This is a genomic window from Lysinibacillus sp. FSL W8-0992, from assembly GCF_038008685.1.
Taxonomy (GTDB): Bacteria; Bacillota; Bacilli; order Bacillales_A; family Planococcaceae; genus Lysinibacillus.
Genome location: NZ_JBBOZQ010000001.1, coordinates 594085 through 611141, shown reverse-complemented (window position 1 = coordinate 611141; position 17057 = coordinate 594085). Strand labels below are relative to the sequence as shown.

Here is a 17057-nt window from a genome sequence, read left to right as displayed (position 1 = left end):
TAGCAGTGCCCTTTTTACATAAAGAGTAAGTTAGGAACTGAACTCCTAGTGCAATATATTGAATGGGGGCAAGGATAAATGAAAATTTTAGTTGTCGATGATGACGTTCATATTTTACAGTTAGTCAATATTTATTTAACGCGAGAGGGCTATCAAGTATTGCAAGCAGAGAATGGCGAGCAAGCTTTGCAATTGCTTGATGGAAATATGCCCGATTTGGCAGTTGTTGATGTTATGATGCCAGGAATGGATGGCTTTACGCTAACTGAAATTTTAAGTAAGGATTACGATATTCCGGTGCTGTTATTAACGGCAAAAGGAGAGCTAGAAGATAAGGAGCGTGGCTTTTTAGCGGGTTCAGATGACTATGTCGTTAAACCGTTCGAGCCAAAGGAGTTGCTGTTTCGCATTGCAGCGATTTTACGTAGGCTTGATAAAAAGAATCAGGTAACAATACAGGTTGGTAAGCTCGAAATTGATCGACGTAGCTTTGAGGTTACGATTGGTGGAGAAACACTTATTTTGCCTTTAAAGGAATTCGAGCTATTGGCGCTACTTGCCTCTCGACCAAATCAAGTTTTTACACGTAGCATTATTATGGAGCAAGTATGGGGCTACGACTATGAAGGAGACGAGCAAACGTTAAATACACATGTGAAGCGGATTCGCGAGCGCTTGCATCGCTACGAAACAGATGTTGAGATTACAACGGTACGTGGCGTCGGTTATAAGCTTGAGGTAAGTTCGACATGAAGACGTTATATAGTAAGTTTGTTGTCACAACGATGCTCATTATGATTGGCAGTTTATGCATTGGGTTTTTAATGACGAATACGTATTATCATCAAGTAACTAAAGGAAAAAATGATGCTAAAAATGTTGCAATTGCAGAGGATATTGTCGATTATATCGAATCAGCGAAGCAAATGGATTTAGATAGCTATTTAACAACACTTGGAGAGATTGGTTATCAAATTTATGTTACAACGGGAGAGGATCATCGCTTTTTTGGTGGCGAATACCGAGATAAAACATTGTCGGCAGATGTAATCCAGCATGTTTTAGAAGGAGAAGTCTATCATGGGATGCGTGATTTCCCAAAAGAGACCTTTATGACAGGCTTTTTTGCGAATGAACTCATTAATACCATTGGTGTACCCTTTACGTATAATAACGAACAGTATGCACTGTTTATTAGACCAGATATTCGATTGTTGTTCTCTGAGGCGCATACGCTATTAGGAGGTCTTATCCTTGGAATGGCTGTGCTAAGTTTACTTGCTATGCTGCTATTTGCAAAGGCATTAATTAGACCGATTACACAGTTAACAGAAGCAACACATCAACTGGCTCATGAAAAGTTTGATACGTTGCTTGAAATAGATCGAGCGGATGAAATTGGACAACTGGCAGATAGCTTTAATGTGATGACAGAAAAATTACAGGAAAATGATAGAATTCGTAAACTATTTATAAGCAATGTATCTCATGACTTTCAATCGCCTTTATTGAATATTCAAGGCTATGTAGATTTACTGAAAAACCCTACGCTTTCTGAACCAGAACGACAAGAATATGCGACAATTATAGAGCTAGAAACGAAGCGACTTTCGACATTGACGAAGCAACTGTTACTCCTGACATCACTCGATCAATCGACTAGAATGCTAAAGAGAGAACCGTACAATTTAGATGAACAATTGAAGGAGACTGTGCGCAAATATCGTTGGCAGTTAGAGGAAGCTAATGTGCAGTTATCGTATCAGATTGAGCCAGTAACGTATAAAGGTGATGCGGGGCTACTACAAAATGTATGGGATAATTTATTAACAAACGCCATTAAATACAATGTTAATGGGGGAGAAATTCACATACATCTTCAAGAACAATCTACTTTTGTAGAAGTGTTAATAGAGGATAGCGGTATTGGAATGAATGCGGAGCAATTGCAAAAGGTATATGACCGTTTTTATCGAGCTGATGAGTCAAGAACGAAACAGGGGACAGGTCTCGGCCTTGCCATTGTAAAACAAATTGTTGAATTGCACGGTGGGGAAGTGCAAATGAAAAGTGCAATTAACGTAGGGACAAGCGTTTGTATACACCTACCAAAATTGTAATATAGAGTTCATGTAAAGTTCATGTTCAATCGATAAACTTCTATGTAAGTTGAAACTTGGAGGAGTTATCGTATGGAACAAAAATGGAGTTTACGTCTTATTCGACTCGCAGCGATTTTTGCTTTAGTGGGTACGTACTTAGGGTCGCATATGTCAGGGTCAGGTAGTTATGAATTTCGACCAATTCACGCGCATGTTTTACTCGTTGGCTGGTTAAGTATGTTTGCATGGGGCATTTTTTACCGTGCATTTAAAGTGAAATCGCAAAAATTAGTAGCATTACATGGCTGGACAGCGATTATTGGAGTTTTTGGCTTAACACTTGGTATGTGGTTCTACAATATTAATCCTTTTAACTTTGGTCATACATTTACTTTAATTTTCTTTATTGTAGGTGGTACCACTTTGTTAATTAGTTTTGCATTATTTATTATTGTGACATTCATGGTAAATCAAAAAGAGGGAATGAAAAATTAATATAAAACCGCGCCAGTATGAGACGCGGTTAATGGGTAGGCAAATTCAAAAAAATTTGAGTTTGCTTATTTTTTTAAGTAACCGTTGATTTCGTTCGAGAAGCGGGCTTGCCATTTCATTTAAACTAGAGTTAGTAGTCGCCTAAGCATCTATCAATTTAAATGCTCTAGTGATTTTTTAAGCCAACGTGTTGCCTCGTTATAATCTTGAGCTACACCCTGTCCTTTCTTATAAAGCATGCCAAGCTGAAACTGAGCTTTTTGGTGACCCTGATTTGCAGCAAGTCGGTAAAGTTGGGCAGCCCTCGCAAAATCTTTAGGGACACCTTGTCCATTGCTATGCATTTGAGCTAACTGGTATTGAGCTTTAGCATGTCCTTTAGAAGCTGCTTGTTCAATCCATCTAGCTGCTTCCGTGAAATCTTGCTTTACTCCTTTGCCTTTATCAAATAAATTGCCAAGTTGATATTGTGCGCCTAAATGCCCTTGAATAGCAGCAAGTCTATAGCAACGTCTAGCCTCATCTAAGTCTTGGGAGACGCCCAATCCTTGTTCATATAATAATCCTAATTGATATTCAGCTTGAATATGAGATTGGTCTGTTGCAGCTCTCCACCATTGAACTGCTTTGGCATAATTCAATGGAACACCAACACCGTTAGCATATAACAACCCAAGTTCGAATTGAGCATCAGCATAGCCTTTTTCAGCGGCAAGTATAAAATACTGTAATGCTTTGTCAGGCTGTTGAATCTGATAGACGAAAAGAAGGCCTAGCTCATAGCCAGCACTAATATGTCCATTGTCAGCGGCAAGCTGAAACCATCTTTCCGCACGCGTACTATCTTTTTCTTTTTGGTAAAGTAGGCCGAGACAATATTGGGCATTGGTATGCCCTTTATGAGCCGCAAGTTTAAACCACTTTATTGCTTCAATGTGATCTAGCTGTATGCCCTGTCCTGTATTGTATAGTAAGGCCAATTGAAACTCTGCATTCGTATGGTCTTGAAGGGCAGCTAGGTGGAACCATCTCGCAGCTTCCTCAACATTTTGTGAGATGCCACGGCCTTTTAGATACATATAGCCAAGGTTATACTGTGCACTTGCATCTCCTGCAAGTGCTGCCATTTCAAAATAAGCTATTGCCTCCTCAAAGCTTTGTTGTACACCAGTTCCATTATGATAGAGAAAGCCAAGATTATTTTGTGCACTTGTATTGCCTTGGTTGGCTGCTGAAATATACCATTTTGCTGCCTCTTCAAAATCAATAGCAATGCCTAGCCCTTGATTGTAAAGTACACCAAGATTATACTGTGCGTCGGCATTTCCTAAATCCGCCGCAGACTTATAATAATGGGCGGCCTCTTCATAATCTTGCTCAATACCTTGTCCTAAATGATAAAGCACCCCTAGACTATAAAGTGCATTAGCATCATGTTGTGCGGCTGCTTTCTCATACCACATCTTGGCTGTCGCATAATCTTTTTGAACACCTCGACCGTGGTTATAAAGGAAGCCTAAATTGTATTGTGCACTTGCATTGCCCTTTTTTGCAGAAATTTCAAACCAACTAGCAGCATGTTCATAGTCTTTAGCTGAGTATTGATCGAGCGTCTTCGTATCAAGTGGAGGCAATAAATCTTCAAATTTAGGAAATTTTCGAGTCGAAATAGATGCTTTCAGGCTACGATCATAACGGTGAATAAACCATTCAACGATATCACTAACATAATCGAGGACAATTTTAGCTGCTTTCGCTTCAACGATGTCATTGTTGCTAGTACTTGTCATTTTAAATACAAGTTCCATTAGTAAATAAATACGACGTGGATGAATGTTTGAGATAAAGGTACGATTATTTAATAGTGTTCGGATATTTTTTTGTTTAGGTTTTGCTTGCATTTCCAGCTCGTAAAAGTCATAGACTATCTCCTCAAGGACGAGGCGTGACTTTTGTAAAGAAATTGATGGCTGTGTAATAGCGTGGTTACTAGCATCCTGTAAGCTTTGTGCTATATGTGTGAACGATAAAATATGTAATTTTTCACATTGTTCGTGAAGGATATCGTATTGTATGACGATTGTAATCACCTCTTCTTAACTAACGGTAATAGTCTTTTTTTCATATATCGGGAAATTATTAGTGTTATTGATCATTTTCCATTGAATTCCTCAGTTGAATTGTCTTCAGTATGATACTATTTGATTTAAGAGTTAGTTTATAGTCTTTGGAGGGATTGATGGATGAAAAAAATTGCAGCAATTATTCCAACATATAATCCGCAACAATCATTTATAACATTTGTACATCAATTATTAGCCACCTCAATTTCTCAAGTTGTTATTGTTAATGATGGTAGCGATAAAAAATATGAAAATATTTTTGAAGAGTTAAAGAAAATAGATAGATGTAAAGTTCTCCAACACGAACAGAATATTGGGAAGGGTGGAGCGTTAAAAACAGCTTTCTCCTATATTCGGTCTAAACGAGCGGGTTTTCAGGGTGTTCTAACAGTAGGGGCACACGGACAGCATACGTTAGAGGATATCAAATTAGTATTGACTATGACAAAAGTGTTTTCAGAAGGCATTGTCTTAGGAATCCGCAATTTCCATTCCTCCGATAGTACGTTCTTTTCGTATTGGGGGAACCGAGCAACTAGTTTACTGTTTGAAATACTGTTTCATAAAAAGCTAATGGATACACAAACTGGCTTGCGTTACATAGAAATCAAAGAATTACCATGGCTTATAGAGGTACAAGGTGATCGTTTTGAATACGATACAAATATGCTTGTCGCGGCCCTAAAAAGAAAATGTCCAATTTTCGAAGTAGAAATTGGTCAGCTACGCTTAAAAAAGAATTCAATTATTCAATATGATGAATTAACAAATACAGGTACAGTAATGGCTAAGATGCTTATAAAATATTTGAAACCGTAGTAAGCGTAATGCAATACGTGTATTTCTAATATTTTGTGCTAGGATAAGAATAATAATTACTCAACTTGACGCAGCGAGTATAAAAGAAGGGGTAATGAATGTGGAATATTCAGATCAAGTGAAAAATCGTGTGAAGCGAATGGAAGGTCAGCTACGCGGTATTTTAAAAATGATGGAAGAAGAAAAAGATTGCAAAGCCGTTATTACACAATTATCCGCAGTGCGGTCTGCGGTAGATCGTACGGTAGGCGTAATTGTTAGTACAAATTTGTTAGAATGTGTACAAAATGCTGAGGGTGACGGCGAAAAAATGAATGAAGTTATTCAAGAAGCTGTAAATTTAGTTGTCAAAAGCCGTTAGTATCCAACGTTAAAGCATATTTAAGCTCTTACCTTATATAGAAGCTTGTTAAACGACAAGTCTCGCCTCTTTTAGTTTTGTCGGAGAATCGTAAGCCACTTTTGTTTAGGGGCTTATTTGTCTCAGTTTCCGATAGAATTTATTCTGGCGGGGCTTGTTTCGTTATTATGATTATATAAGATGTTTTAGGTGAAAGTTAATGAATATGCAAAAAAATACTTTTAATTATTAGATTTATGTTTTATATAGGTTTAAAAACCTAAATGCTTACTTCGATAAATGTAGAAAAAGGTCATATGTAGTGAACTTGTATGATAGATTTAAAGTAATATTCTCTTTTATAATTAGGATAAAGATATTATAAAAGAGAAGGTGAGTTATTTTGAGAAAATGGATATTAAGCAGTGCAACATTGTTGATGTTAAGCCCAACTATAGCCCATGCACAAAGCCAGCCTTTAAATATGCAAGCACCAATTGCTTACAATGTGGTGGCAAGCACTAAGATAGAAACATTCGATCAACTAACAAATGAAATAGTAATGCAACTTAACAATTTTGCTACAGAAATTAAAGTTACATATAGTGGTTCAATGACAGGTTTCGACAAAAAGTTAATGGAAGCATTTGAAGAGGCACAGCAAAAGGCTACTTATGCCAGTGGTCATCTTCAAGGAATGACTATGACTGCTGATTCCACAGGCAACGTGACCTATAAAGTGAAATACTTTACGACTCCAGCACAAGAATCTGCCGTTCAGAAAAAGATTGATGGCATATTAAAAACGATTATTAAGCCATCTATGACACAATTTCAAAAAGTAAAAGCCATTAATGATTATATAGTGTCCAATACTACTTATGGTACAAAAACAAAGGCGAGTCCACATAGCGCTTACGCATTATTATTTGAAGGACAAGCTGTATGCCAAGGCTATGCTTTATCAGCATATAAAATGTTAGAGCAAGCAGGGATTGAAACTAAATATGTAGTAGGTTATGTGAATGGCAATGAAGCACATGCTTGGAATATGGTGAAGGTTGATGGCAAGTGGTATCATCTGGATACAACATGGAATGATCCGTTACCAAATCGCATAGGGGCATCTTCCTATGATTATTTCCTTGTAACGGATGCTCAGCTAAAGAAAGACCATAATTGGATTACTTCAAATTACCCTGCGGCAACAAGTACAGCATATAATTTTATGCAAAATGTACATTTTGCACACCAAATCAATAATACTTTATTCTTTAGCAACACAGCAGATAATGATAAATTGTATAAACTCGACTTGGTAAGTGGTAAGAAGACTAAGGTAATTAATACGCGAGCACTTTATATTACAGGTGTTGGAGACAATCTTTATTATAGCGATTATAGTAATAGCGGTTACTTAACAAAACTAAATTTAAAAACATTAAAAACGAGTGTAGTTGTTAAACAATCGGTATCTGATCTATTGATTAACAGCGGATATTTAGTATATAAAGTTAATGGTAAAGAGCAAAAGCTAAAAATTAACTAATTTATAGTGTGATAAACAGAAAGCTTCTATATCACATGTTCAATGCATATATATTTATAAGCACAAAAGGGCTCCTAATTGAGTTCTTTGTGTTTTTTTTGTATATAATGAAAGTAGTGAAACTGTGTGAGGTGAAGATTTTTGTGGAAAAAGCTAGCTATTATTGCAATACTTATCATTTTCTTAGAACCAATTTATACAGCGGGTAAAGCGACAGTAAAACAAGTTGTTACGTGGGCAAATAATGATGACATTGAAACGGTGCTATTAGCAACAAAGGAGAAAATTGTTGATGTTACCACTAAATTTTCAGAAGATGCCTCAATACAAACAGCAAACCCTGAAGATGTGAAGGAACAAAAGCTAGCCGTTTCTTCTCCGGTCGTACAGCAGCCTGAGACAAAGCTTGTTGTTACAAATGCAAAGGAAATGGCAGATGCGATGTATGCCTATTATAGTAGCTTTTCACCAACCTATGAGATTCAATATAAGGGAAGTACAGAACGAATCGAGAAGATTGTAGAAGATGCCTATGACAGTGCAATTAAAAGAGATGATTTTGTGTATGGGCATATTAGTAAGCATTCCATACGCTTTGAATATGGGAGAAAAACTGCCAAAATTTTTGGGGAACAAAGCTATTTAATGACGCCAGAGCAAGCAGCTTATGTTGAGATGAACGCTCAAGAAATAGTAGCCACAATTGAGAAAAACGCGAAAACAGATGTGGAGAAGGTCAGAGCCGTTAATGATTATATAGTAGCGAATACGGCTTATACAGAACAAACGAAGTCAAGTCCACATAGTGCTTATACCGTGCTTGCTGAGCATGGTGGTGTTTGTCAGGGCTATGCGTTATTAGCACATACACTGTTACAAAAACTTGGCTTTGAGACTCAATATATTGTTGGCTATGTCGGTAAGGAAGGGCATGCTTGGAATTTAGTGAAACTTGACGGTCAATGGTATCATCTTGATACAACGTGGAATGATCCTGTGCCTGATCGGAACGGTGCCATAAGGTATCAATATTTTTTAGTAGATGATCGTACAATGGCGCGTGATCATACATGGATAGCAAATGATTATCCAAAAGCAACAAGTACCATTTATAGCTACTATCAAGATATCGATTTTCCCGCACAAGTAGGAACTCAGTTATTTTATAGCAGTATTTCTGATGACAATAAATTGTACGTGCTTGATATGACTACAGGAAAAGCTCAGCGTGTCACTAAAACGCGTGCGCAATATATTGTTTATGCTGATGGATGGTTATACTTTAGTAATTATTCGCATGGCGCTTATTTAACAAAAATTCGCCCTGATGGAAGCGGTGAACAAGTGTTAAATAGGGAAGACACGAAGGATTTATTTATTAAGGACGGCTATTTATATTTCATGACAGATGAGCTAAAGAAAATGCAGCTATAATTTTTGCCAATTAAGTGTAGATGAAGGGCGTATGACATTAAAAATGGTCTATAGCCATCTTACATTTTAAATAAATAATACTGTTGATTTCCGCTATGGGCGGACGCTTTCCGCGGGCACATCGTAAGCCGCAACCCTCGCTGTCGCGCGGATTGTTGCGTCTTACGTTTTGTGCATTCCCGCAGGAGTCGCCGCCCGCCGCTCCAATCAACGGAATGCCTTGGTAAAAATATTCTATTGAATGACCACGAAGAGGATAAATGTCAAAAGTTAGGGCTATATCGCCTATAGTTACCGTCTTCTTTTATATAAAATAAATATAGATGACTACTACTGTTGATTTCCGCTATGGGCGGACGCTTTCCGCGGGCACATCGTAAGCCGCAACCCTCGCTGTCGCGTGGATTGTTGCGTCTTACGTTTTGTGCGTTCCCGCAGGAGTCGCCGCCCGCCGCTCCAATTAACGGAATGCCTTGGTAAAAATATTCTATTTAATGACCACGAAGAGGATAAATGCCAAAAGTTAGGGCTATATCGCCTATAGTTACAGTCTTCTTTTATATAAAATAAATATAGATGACTACTACCGTTGATTTCCGCTAAGGGCGGAAGCTTTCCGCGGGCACATCGTAAGCCGCAACCCTCGCTGTCGCGCGGATTGTTGCGTCTTACGTTTTGTGCATTCCCGCAGGAGTCTCCGCCTTCCACTCCAATCAACTGAACACGTTAGTAAATCCAAAAAAAGGCGTATGACATTAACGATTGTCATACGCCCTTTTTGCGCGTTCAATAATATAATGTATTGGTTGATGCTGACACAAAGTAACTTGGATTTTTGGGTACATTGAGGTCATTTCCTGGGAAAATGTTTTTAAAATTAGCGGGTTATGCTTTAGAGCGCCACCATTACAATAAAAGTGAAAAGGCTCGCCTTGATAGCCAATTTGCTTTAGTACCGCACAAGCGAGAAGCACTAACTCATGGGCAGCCTGTATAGAGATATGAATAGCGCAAGCATCTTTCTTAGCAACTGCATCGGCTAAAAATGCACTCATTTTTGCTAATTGTGCATTTGTATAAGATGGGCGGAATAACCATGCTGCTAGCTCCGTGACATCTTGAATACGTAAATAGTTATAGACGGCATCTTTTAATATCGTCGCCTCGCCTCGTCCATCCTCCATGCGAAAAATGGCCCGTAAAACTTCCTGCCCTAGCCAATAGCCACTACCTTCATCGCCTGCACGATGGCCCCAGCCACCAGAACGTGCGATATGTATACCATCGAATGCGTACGCAATTGCACCAGTCCCTGCTATGAGTAGTGCACCTGCCTGTCCAGCAGTGACACCTAATAAGGTAGCTTCAGCATCATTTTCGATAATAAGCATCTGGATATGTAGCTGTGCCGCTGTAATTGCATCATGGAGAATTTCCGTAACATTTTTATGATCATTGGGTGAATCAATCCCGGCCATAGCAAACGTGGCGATAGCGATTTTTGAGTTAGCTTGCGCTTGTAAAAATACACGAGCTTTTGCTAATAATGTTCGTAATATATCCGTAGCAGACTCCACACCTATAGCCTGGTAATTGGACCCTCCTAATGATGTTGTATATTGTATTTCACCTGACTCGGCATGTACGATTGCACATGCCGTTTTAGTTGCACCACCATCAATAATTAGCAGCCATTCATTCATTGATCCCATTCCTCTATAAACGAAATTAATTGCTTTTCCGCCTCTGTAATGGCGAATTCCTTTTGCTGAACCCATTCAAGTAGGGTATCTGCCTTTACCTTTGCTCGCTCAATTGATGCTCGCATTGTTTCAGGTGAAGGGCCACCTAATAATGTTCGTACACTTACAAAAAACTCTGGTTTTAAAGTATGATAAAAATCATCTTCAGAAATAATTAAAGGTTTGCCAGTAACCAACTTGGATTGTGTATTAGCTAGGCTCCATGTCAGACTAGCGAGTGATTCTTCACCGTGAGCAAGTAATACTTTAATGCACTTACTGACGATACTATGGGCTTGGCGGAATGAAATACCTTCGGAGCGGACTAATGTATCAGCGAGTTCTGTTACATTTGCAAAACTGTTTTCCGCGCGGTTTCGGAGCTTCTTCTTGTTTACATCCATTGTAACAACGAGTGAACCAAATAATTTGTAAATACCTATTAATCGATCTATAGCTCGCCATAAATATGGTTGCATATCGTCCTCTGTATCTACGATATCACCAAACGGTGTATTATGTACCATTTGTAGAACTGTACTAGCGTCTCCGACTACTGCAGATAGTAATGAGCGTGTATGTTCAATGGAAACAGGGTTACGTTTTTGCGGCATAATCGAGCTAATTTGAACGTATGGGCTAGCTAGTGTAAATGCGTTAAATTCCTGTGTAGCCCATAATAAAAAGTCCTGAGATGTACGTCCGAGGTTAAGGGCGGCAAGCTGTACAATACTTGCTGCTTCAGAGATATAGTCAGCACCAGCAACCGCATCCCAGGCATTTTCGATAATTTCATCAAAAGCTAGTAAGTCTCGCATGCGCTCACGGCTAATGTTAAAGCCTGTAGTCGTTAAGGCGGCTGCTCCCATGCTACTCCGATTAACTGTTTGATAGCAATGCTGCATGCGCTCGAAATCTCGATCGAGTTGATCGATTACGGCTTTTAAATAATGTGCAAAAGTGGTTGGTTGTGCTTGTTGCGTATGTGTATAGCCAATCATAATTGTATCGATATGCTCCTCAGCTGAAGCAATTAAATCACCTCGTAATTTAAGCAATTCCCCCATAAGCATTAATAACTTTTTGCGCAATGTCATTCGATAAATGGCGATACCCATATCATTACGACTTCTACCAATATGGAGATTTCCAGCAACGTCACCAGCAAGTTCTATTAATTTATTTTCAATGCGGAAAAATAAATCCTCGTATTGCGGGCTATAATCTTCTATTCGATAATAGTTCAAGTCTAGTTTTTTTAGCGCCATAGCAATTTGTTTCGCTTCTTCTTTTTTTACTAGTCCTTGTTCTTCTAACATTTTTAAGTGAGCAATATTAATTTGAAGCATAATTGTTAAAAAGTTTTTCTTCGCTTCGTCATAAGCTGGTTGCAAAACAATTTTCCGATAAATATTTGAAGGAAAAATCATTCCATCCTCCTGCTGGATTTTGTTGCGGAAATCTTCAAACATATGAATGGCCTCCTATAGGATGACAGTTAAATGGCTGTGCCAGCACTGCCCTTTGATAGCTTTTCGGAAATAATGAGCACAATTAAAATTAAGAAAATCTGTAAAACGCCATAAGCACATGCAGTTCCAAATTTAAAGGCATATAATTTTTGAAATATAGCAACAGACAGCGGGATTGTAGAAGTACTGTAAATAAGAATAGAGGCTACGAACTCACCTAAACTTTGAACAAGTGCTAGCAGAGTTCCTGCTAATATTCCCGAAAAAGTAAGCGGTAGTACGATCCGTCTAAACGTATACCACCAGTTTGCGCCTAGACTTCGCGATGCCTCCTCGATAGACTGATCTAATTGCACGAGGGAAGCTGATGTTGAACGAAAAACGAGGGGTAAATGTCTAATAAAATAAGCTAATGGTAAAATCCAAAATGTACCGATAAGTACTTGGTTAAAGGCGAAAATATTTTCAGTACTAAAGGCTGCAATTAAATTGACGGCAACTACAGTACCAGGCAATGCCCAAGGAACCATAATTAAAATATCAAGCAATGTTTTACCTTTAAAATTTAGGCGAACCATTGCATAGGCAGCTGCAACACCGAAAATTACATTACCGAACGTTGCGACGACGCCCATTTGTATAGAGTTCCAAATTGGTCTCCATGTTCGTTCGTCAGTAAAAAGCGCTATATAATGATCGAGTGTGTAGTCGGTGGGGAGAATTTGAGTTTTCCAGGCACCATCTACTGAAAAAGAAATTAAAATAAGCACTAATATTGGTAAAATTAAAATAAGTGTACCGCCAAAGGAAGCAATTGTAGCAATCATTTTCATCCATTTTGAGGAAACTTCAGAGCGATGAACGCTAATGCCTTTACTCAAATTTTGATAGTTTCTACGATTTTGGTACCAGCGCATAATGATTAAAAATGAAATGGACACAAAAGATAAAATCATTGACTGTGTAGCGGCCATCCCCAAATTACCATTTGTTCGTGATAAGTATATTTGCATGGTCATTGTTCGTTCGACACCAAACATTAACGGCGCAGTATAGGATGCCATAGATATCATAAATACAAGTAATGCAGATGCAATAATAGAAGGTGTCAGCATTGGCAATATAACCTTTGTCCATACACGAATACGCCCTGCGCCTAAACTAGTTGCTGCTTCCTCTAATGATGGATCCAATCCTTTAATAGCAGCCGAAGCGGTTAAATAGAAGTATGTGTACATTGTAAATGTATGTACAACGATTACACCCCATATGCCTTTTAAAGAAAAGGGTACTTGCTGTAGTCCAAATAAATGTTGGATCGCACGTGGGAAAATTCCACTTTCTCCGTAAAGAAAAGTAAATGAAAGTACACCAACAAGCGGTGGAAGAGCCATTGGCACTAATACTAAAATAGATAGTATCCGTCTCCCAGGGAAATTATAGCGTTCTAATAAAAAGGCCATTGTAATACCAACAATTGCACAGCAAATAACACTAATAATAGATATATACAAACTAGTCCAGAGTGCCTCGAGATTCGCAGGGCTAGCGAGACTAAAAAACTTTTGATAATACGTAAGTGCATTATCCTCTGAAAAGCTCTGAAGAAAAGTTTGATAGAAAGGATAAATCACATAGGCAAACAACACTAAAAACAATGGTGAAATTAATATATAAACAAACCATTTCGATTGTGTTAGCCGTGTCCAAGCATTATTTTGATAAGATTGTACAGGTGGTTTTTCCATATGGTATGCCTCCTATTCTCCTAAAAAATAAAGTGATTCACGAGCTATATTTAATGTAATGTCTTCGCCAATATTTTTTAACTGAGCGTTTGTATTAATTATCATGACTTTCAACGAGAAATCGATAAAATCGACAATATAATTCACGCTTATTCCTGTAAATTCAACAAAAGAAATGGTTCCTGTTAATGTGTTTTCACCAGGACCTTGATTAACGGTCTCTGGACGAATCGAAATAAACACGTTGTCTCCAATCATATGCGTTAAATTAGGGGAGCTGTGTTGCTTTCGCCCAGTTAGAACAAGTCCGCTCTTCGTTTTTACTTGTATTTCATCATCATGAATAGCAATTGTTGTCGCTTCAATTAAATTCGTTTCCCCAATAAAATCGGCGACGAAGCGGTTTAATGGACGATTATAAATCTCCTGAGGTGTGCCAATTTGTTTCACATATCCATTATCCATCACCATAATGCGGTCCGACATAGCCATCGCTTCCATTTGATCGTGCGTTACGTAAATTGTTGTGACGCCTAACTCCGATTGAATTCTTTTGATTTCAATGCGCGTTTCCTCTCGTAATTTCGCGTCTAAATTCGACAAAGGCTCATCAAGTAATAAAATATCAGGCTCAATGACAAGTGCTCTTGCCAATGCTACGCGTTGCTGCTGACCGCCAGATAATTCATTTATTTTTCTATTTCCGTATTGTGCAAGATGCACGAGCCCTCTAATACGATCGACTTTTTGTTTTATCTCAAATTTTGAGAACTTTCGTACTTGTAAACCAAAGGCAATATTTTCGTCTACTGTCATATGCGGAAAAAGGGCGTAATTTTGAAACACCATACCGATATTTCGTTTGTTTGGCTGAAGCAATGTCACATCACGATCATCGAAATAAATTTTCCCTTCAGTAGGGTAATAAAATCCTGCAATCATTCGTAATGTGGTTGTTTTCCCGCAACCACTAGGCCCGAGGAAAGTGAAAAATTCACCTGTTTTAATATCGAGATTTAAATCTTTCACGCCATGTACTTTCCCAAATTGCTTAGAGACATTTTCGATTTTGACATTTTTCAAATGAAATGCTCCTTTCTATTTTGAAAAGAAGGGGATGCTATTGCAATCAACTTTTCGCATAAGTGTCTAAGTAGAATACTTATTAGCCTGTAATTGATACAATTCTGAAAAATATCCTTTTTCATTCAATAGCTCTTGCATTGAACCTTCTTCAATTATTTGCCCATGTTGCAATACAAGGATTCGATTAACCATTTTTAAAGCAGATAATTTATGCGTTATTAATAATAATGTTTTAGTTGCTGAAAGGTCAGTTAATGTTTCAATCATATGGTGCTCACTCCTTGCATCAAGAGCTGCCGAAGGTTCATCTAAAATGAGAAATGCTGCATTTCGGAAGTAAGCTCTTGCAATAGCTACCTTTTGCCATTCACCGCCTGATAGTTCTGTGCCGTTATCAAAATTTTTACTTAAAATTTGCTCATACCCTTGCTCGAAACTTGCAACTAAATCATTAAGAGAGCTTTGCTCGGACACGCTAGCTAACCTTTCATAATCATCAGTACTTTCCGTATGACTAATCATAATATTTTCTTTAAAGGATAACTGATAACGGGAAAAGTCTTGAAACACAATACCGATTATTTGACGATAAGAATCAATATTATATTCTGCAATATCAATGCCGTTTAATTCTATTTTTCCTTCAGTTGGTTCATAAAATCTTGAAATCAGCTTAACGATGGTAGATTTCCCAGCACCATTTTCTCCGACAAGTGCGATTTTTTCTCCCATGTTAATAGTAAAATTAACTTGATGAAGTATAAATTTAGAAGAATTGGGGTACTTAAAAGATACATTTTTAAAAACTAATGTAAAATTACTTTTTTCTAAGGACAAAATCTCTTTGCCTGATTTTATATCTGATTGTAACGATGTGAATTTAAAATATTTTTCCATATAAAGTAATGTGTCATATAGTAAGCTCGAATTTTCGATAAAACCCGCCAAACTTTGCCGTGCAAGTAAAACAGAAGAAGAGAAAATTAGTATATCTCCTGCAGTAAATGTGTTATTTAGTACGCCTTTGACTACCCACCAAAAACTTAGGCCAATCCCTGCAATTCCAATTCCTACAAATACAACAGAGAAGATAGCTTGTTTATATCTGATTTTTTTTACTTCTGTATGAATTTTATTGAACGTCACCATATATTTATTAATAAAAAAGGCGGCCGTGTTATATATTTTCACTTCTTTGATGTGTTCTTTTGACAGCATTACTGAGCTATAATATTGCATCTTTCTTGATTCTGGACTATTCATTACAAGGGTTTCAAATGCTTCTTTTTGTAATTTATATGTAACGATAGCCTGTGGAACTATGGCAACAAAAATAATGAAAGCAATCAAAATATTAAAGTTCGTCAATAGCACCAACATAGAAATGCCAGTTATGACACTACTAATCATGCCAGCAGTAAAAACGATGAGGTTTACTGGCCTCCATGCAGCTTCTTGCTCAAGTATTTGTATATCATCATAAAATTCTGGATTTTCGAAGTAATATAGTCCCTTTATATCCGAAGATTTTTCCATTAAGGATTTATTTAAGTCGGCAATTAATTTATCAGTCATTAAACCTTGAAAGGTCATTTCAATGGGACCTAATATAGCATTAATAAATGATACTATTATCCAAGATATTACAAAGAATATGATTATAGAATAAACGATAGTGTCGGTAGTAGAAATGGCATCAATTAAACCTTTTGAAAACCAAATAGTAAGAGAGGGTAGTATTGCTTGAAATGGAATTATAATTAACAAAACAATAGAATAAAACTTTGAAGCTCCCCAAAAAAGAGGGAAGGTTTTTAGGGTAAGTTTGAAATAAGAGTAGATTGTATTCATGATTCTTCACCTAATTATACAGTATATATTTTACTTATATTCCTATTTAATTTAGCGTAAGTGTATTAATCAATTGGCAACGGACTGCAAAGAACTAAGCACGAGTTTTTAAGGCAACCTCAATGAAATGTGCCTCATTTAAGAAGGGGTGTAAAGAAGTTGAAAATCTCGAGATAAAATAAAAAATCCCCTTTAAGAAATTATAAAAAATAATGTAATATTTACATTTATAAGTTCTAAAAGAGGATATTAAATTACTTAGTTTTAAATCCAATGCTTAGGATTCATATAATTCA

At 37.4% G+C, this 17057-nt stretch carries 13 protein-coding genes; 7 read left to right on the top strand and 6 right to left on the bottom strand.

Annotation, left to right across the window (positions count from 1 at the left end):
• Nucleotides 1-78 precede the first annotated feature (78 nt).
• The 3 genes from NSQ74_RS02820 (at nt 79) to NSQ74_RS02810 (ending at nt 2597) form a co-directional block, all read left to right on the top strand.
• The gene (locus tag NSQ74_RS02820) at nt 79-753 is read left to right on the top strand and encodes a response regulator transcription factor (protein WP_340821405.1); all 675 of its coding nucleotides are present in this window, start codon (nt 79-81) and stop codon (nt 751-753) included.
• Nucleotides 750-2120, top strand: a complete 1371-nt coding sequence (locus tag NSQ74_RS02815) for a HAMP domain-containing sensor histidine kinase (RefSeq protein ID WP_340821403.1) — start codon at nt 750-752, stop codon at nt 2118-2120. Before NSQ74_RS02820 ends, NSQ74_RS02815 begins: the two co-directional genes overlap by 4 nt.
• Nucleotides 2121-2192: 72 nt before the next feature.
• Nucleotides 2193-2597 carry a hypothetical protein gene (locus NSQ74_RS02810; RefSeq protein WP_340821402.1) on the top strand — a complete coding sequence of 135 codons (405 nt, stop codon included), beginning with the start codon at nt 2193-2195 and terminating at the stop codon, nt 2595-2597.
• Nucleotides 2598-2749: 152 nt separating this feature from the next.
• On the opposite strand, the gene NSQ74_RS02805 is transcribed toward NSQ74_RS02810, so the two are convergent.
• Nucleotides 2750-4687, bottom strand: coding sequence for an SEL1-like repeat protein (locus NSQ74_RS02805; RefSeq protein ID WP_340821401.1), 1938 nt, complete (start codon nt 4685-4687; stop codon nt 2750-2752).
• 153 nt (nt 4688-4840) lie between these two features.
• Here NSQ74_RS02805 and NSQ74_RS02800 point away from each other — a divergent pair, with 153 nt between their 5' ends.
• The 4 genes from NSQ74_RS02800 (at nt 4841) to NSQ74_RS02785 (ending at nt 8862) form a co-directional block, all read left to right on the top strand.
• The gene (locus NSQ74_RS02800) at nt 4841-5539 is read left to right on the top strand and encodes a glycosyltransferase family 2 protein (protein ID WP_340821400.1); all 699 of its coding nucleotides are present in this window, start codon (nt 4841-4843) and stop codon (nt 5537-5539) included.
• A gap of 100 nt (nt 5540-5639) precedes the next feature.
• The gene (locus NSQ74_RS02795) at nt 5640-5900 is read left to right on the top strand and encodes a metal-sensitive transcriptional regulator (protein WP_010857552.1); all 261 of its coding nucleotides are present in this window, start codon (nt 5640-5642) and stop codon (nt 5898-5900) included.
• A gap of 382 nt (nt 5901-6282) precedes the next feature.
• The gene (locus tag NSQ74_RS02790) at nt 6283-7428 is read left to right on the top strand and encodes a transglutaminase domain-containing protein (RefSeq protein WP_340821398.1); all 1146 of its coding nucleotides are present in this window, start codon (nt 6283-6285) and stop codon (nt 7426-7428) included.
• A gap of 141 nt (nt 7429-7569) precedes the next feature.
• Nucleotides 7570-8862 carry a transglutaminase domain-containing protein gene (locus tag NSQ74_RS02785; RefSeq protein ID WP_340821397.1) on the top strand — a complete coding sequence of 431 codons (1293 nt, stop codon included), beginning with the start codon at nt 7570-7572 and terminating at the stop codon, nt 8860-8862.
• A gap of 755 nt (nt 8863-9617) precedes the next feature.
• On the opposite strand, the gene NSQ74_RS02780 is transcribed toward NSQ74_RS02785, so the two are convergent.
• The 5 genes from NSQ74_RS02780 to NSQ74_RS02760 all read right to left on the bottom strand — a co-directional run bounded on the left by NSQ74_RS02780 (nt 9618) and on the right by NSQ74_RS02760 (nt 16761).
• Entirely contained in the window at nt 9618-10565 is a 948-nt protein-coding gene (locus NSQ74_RS02780; RefSeq protein ID WP_340821396.1) for an N-acetylglucosamine kinase, read from the bottom strand.
• Complete coding sequence (gene argH / locus NSQ74_RS02775; RefSeq protein ID WP_340821395.1) at nt 10562-12076, bottom strand: argininosuccinate lyase; 1515 nt, start codon at nt 12074-12076, stop codon at nt 10562-10564. The genes NSQ74_RS02780 and argH overlap by 4 nt, the downstream gene beginning before the upstream one ends.
• Nucleotides 12077-12102: 26 nt before the next feature.
• Entirely contained in the window at nt 12103-13824 is a 1722-nt protein-coding gene (locus NSQ74_RS02770; protein ID WP_340821393.1) for an ABC transporter permease, read from the bottom strand.
• A 12-nt stretch (nt 13825-13836) separates the two neighbouring features.
• Complete coding sequence (locus NSQ74_RS02765) at nt 13837-14907, bottom strand: ABC transporter ATP-binding protein (RefSeq protein WP_340821392.1); 1071 nt, start codon at nt 14905-14907, stop codon at nt 13837-13839.
• Between the two features lie 66 nt (nt 14908-14973).
• On the bottom strand, nt 14974-16761 hold the full coding sequence (locus NSQ74_RS02760) for an ABC transporter ATP-binding protein (protein WP_340821391.1): 1788 nt from the start codon (nt 16759-16761) through the stop codon (nt 14974-14976).
• Nucleotides 16762-17057 lie beyond the last annotated feature (296 nt).

Excerpts from the sequence above, each read along its gene's own strand:
- NSQ74_RS02820 (WP_340821405.1), top strand. The coding sequence starts at position 79 with ATGAAAATTTTAGTTGTCGATGATGACGTTCATATTTTACAGTTAGTC.
- NSQ74_RS02815 (WP_340821403.1), top strand. The coding sequence starts at position 750 with ATGAAGACGTTATATAGTAAGTTTGTTGTCACAACGATGCTCATTATG.
- NSQ74_RS02810 (WP_340821402.1), top strand. The coding sequence starts at position 2,193 with ATGGAACAAAAATGGAGTTTACGTCTTATTCGACTCGCAGCGATTTTT.
- NSQ74_RS02800 (WP_340821400.1), top strand. The coding sequence starts at position 4,841 with ATGAAAAAAATTGCAGCAATTATTCCAACATATAATCCGCAACAATCA.
- NSQ74_RS02780 (WP_340821396.1), bottom strand. The coding sequence starts at position 10,565 with ATGAATGAATGGCTGCTAATTATTGATGGTGGTGCAACTAAAACGGCA.
- argH (WP_340821395.1), bottom strand. The coding sequence starts at position 12,076 with ATGTTTGAAGATTTCCGCAACAAAATCCAGCAGGAGGATGGAATGATT.
- NSQ74_RS02770 (WP_340821393.1), bottom strand. The coding sequence starts at position 13,824 with ATGGAAAAACCACCTGTACAATCTTATCAAAATAATGCTTGGACACGG.
- NSQ74_RS02760 (WP_340821391.1), bottom strand. The coding sequence starts at position 16,761 with ATGAATACAATCTACTCTTATTTCAAACTTACCCTAAAAACCTTCCCT.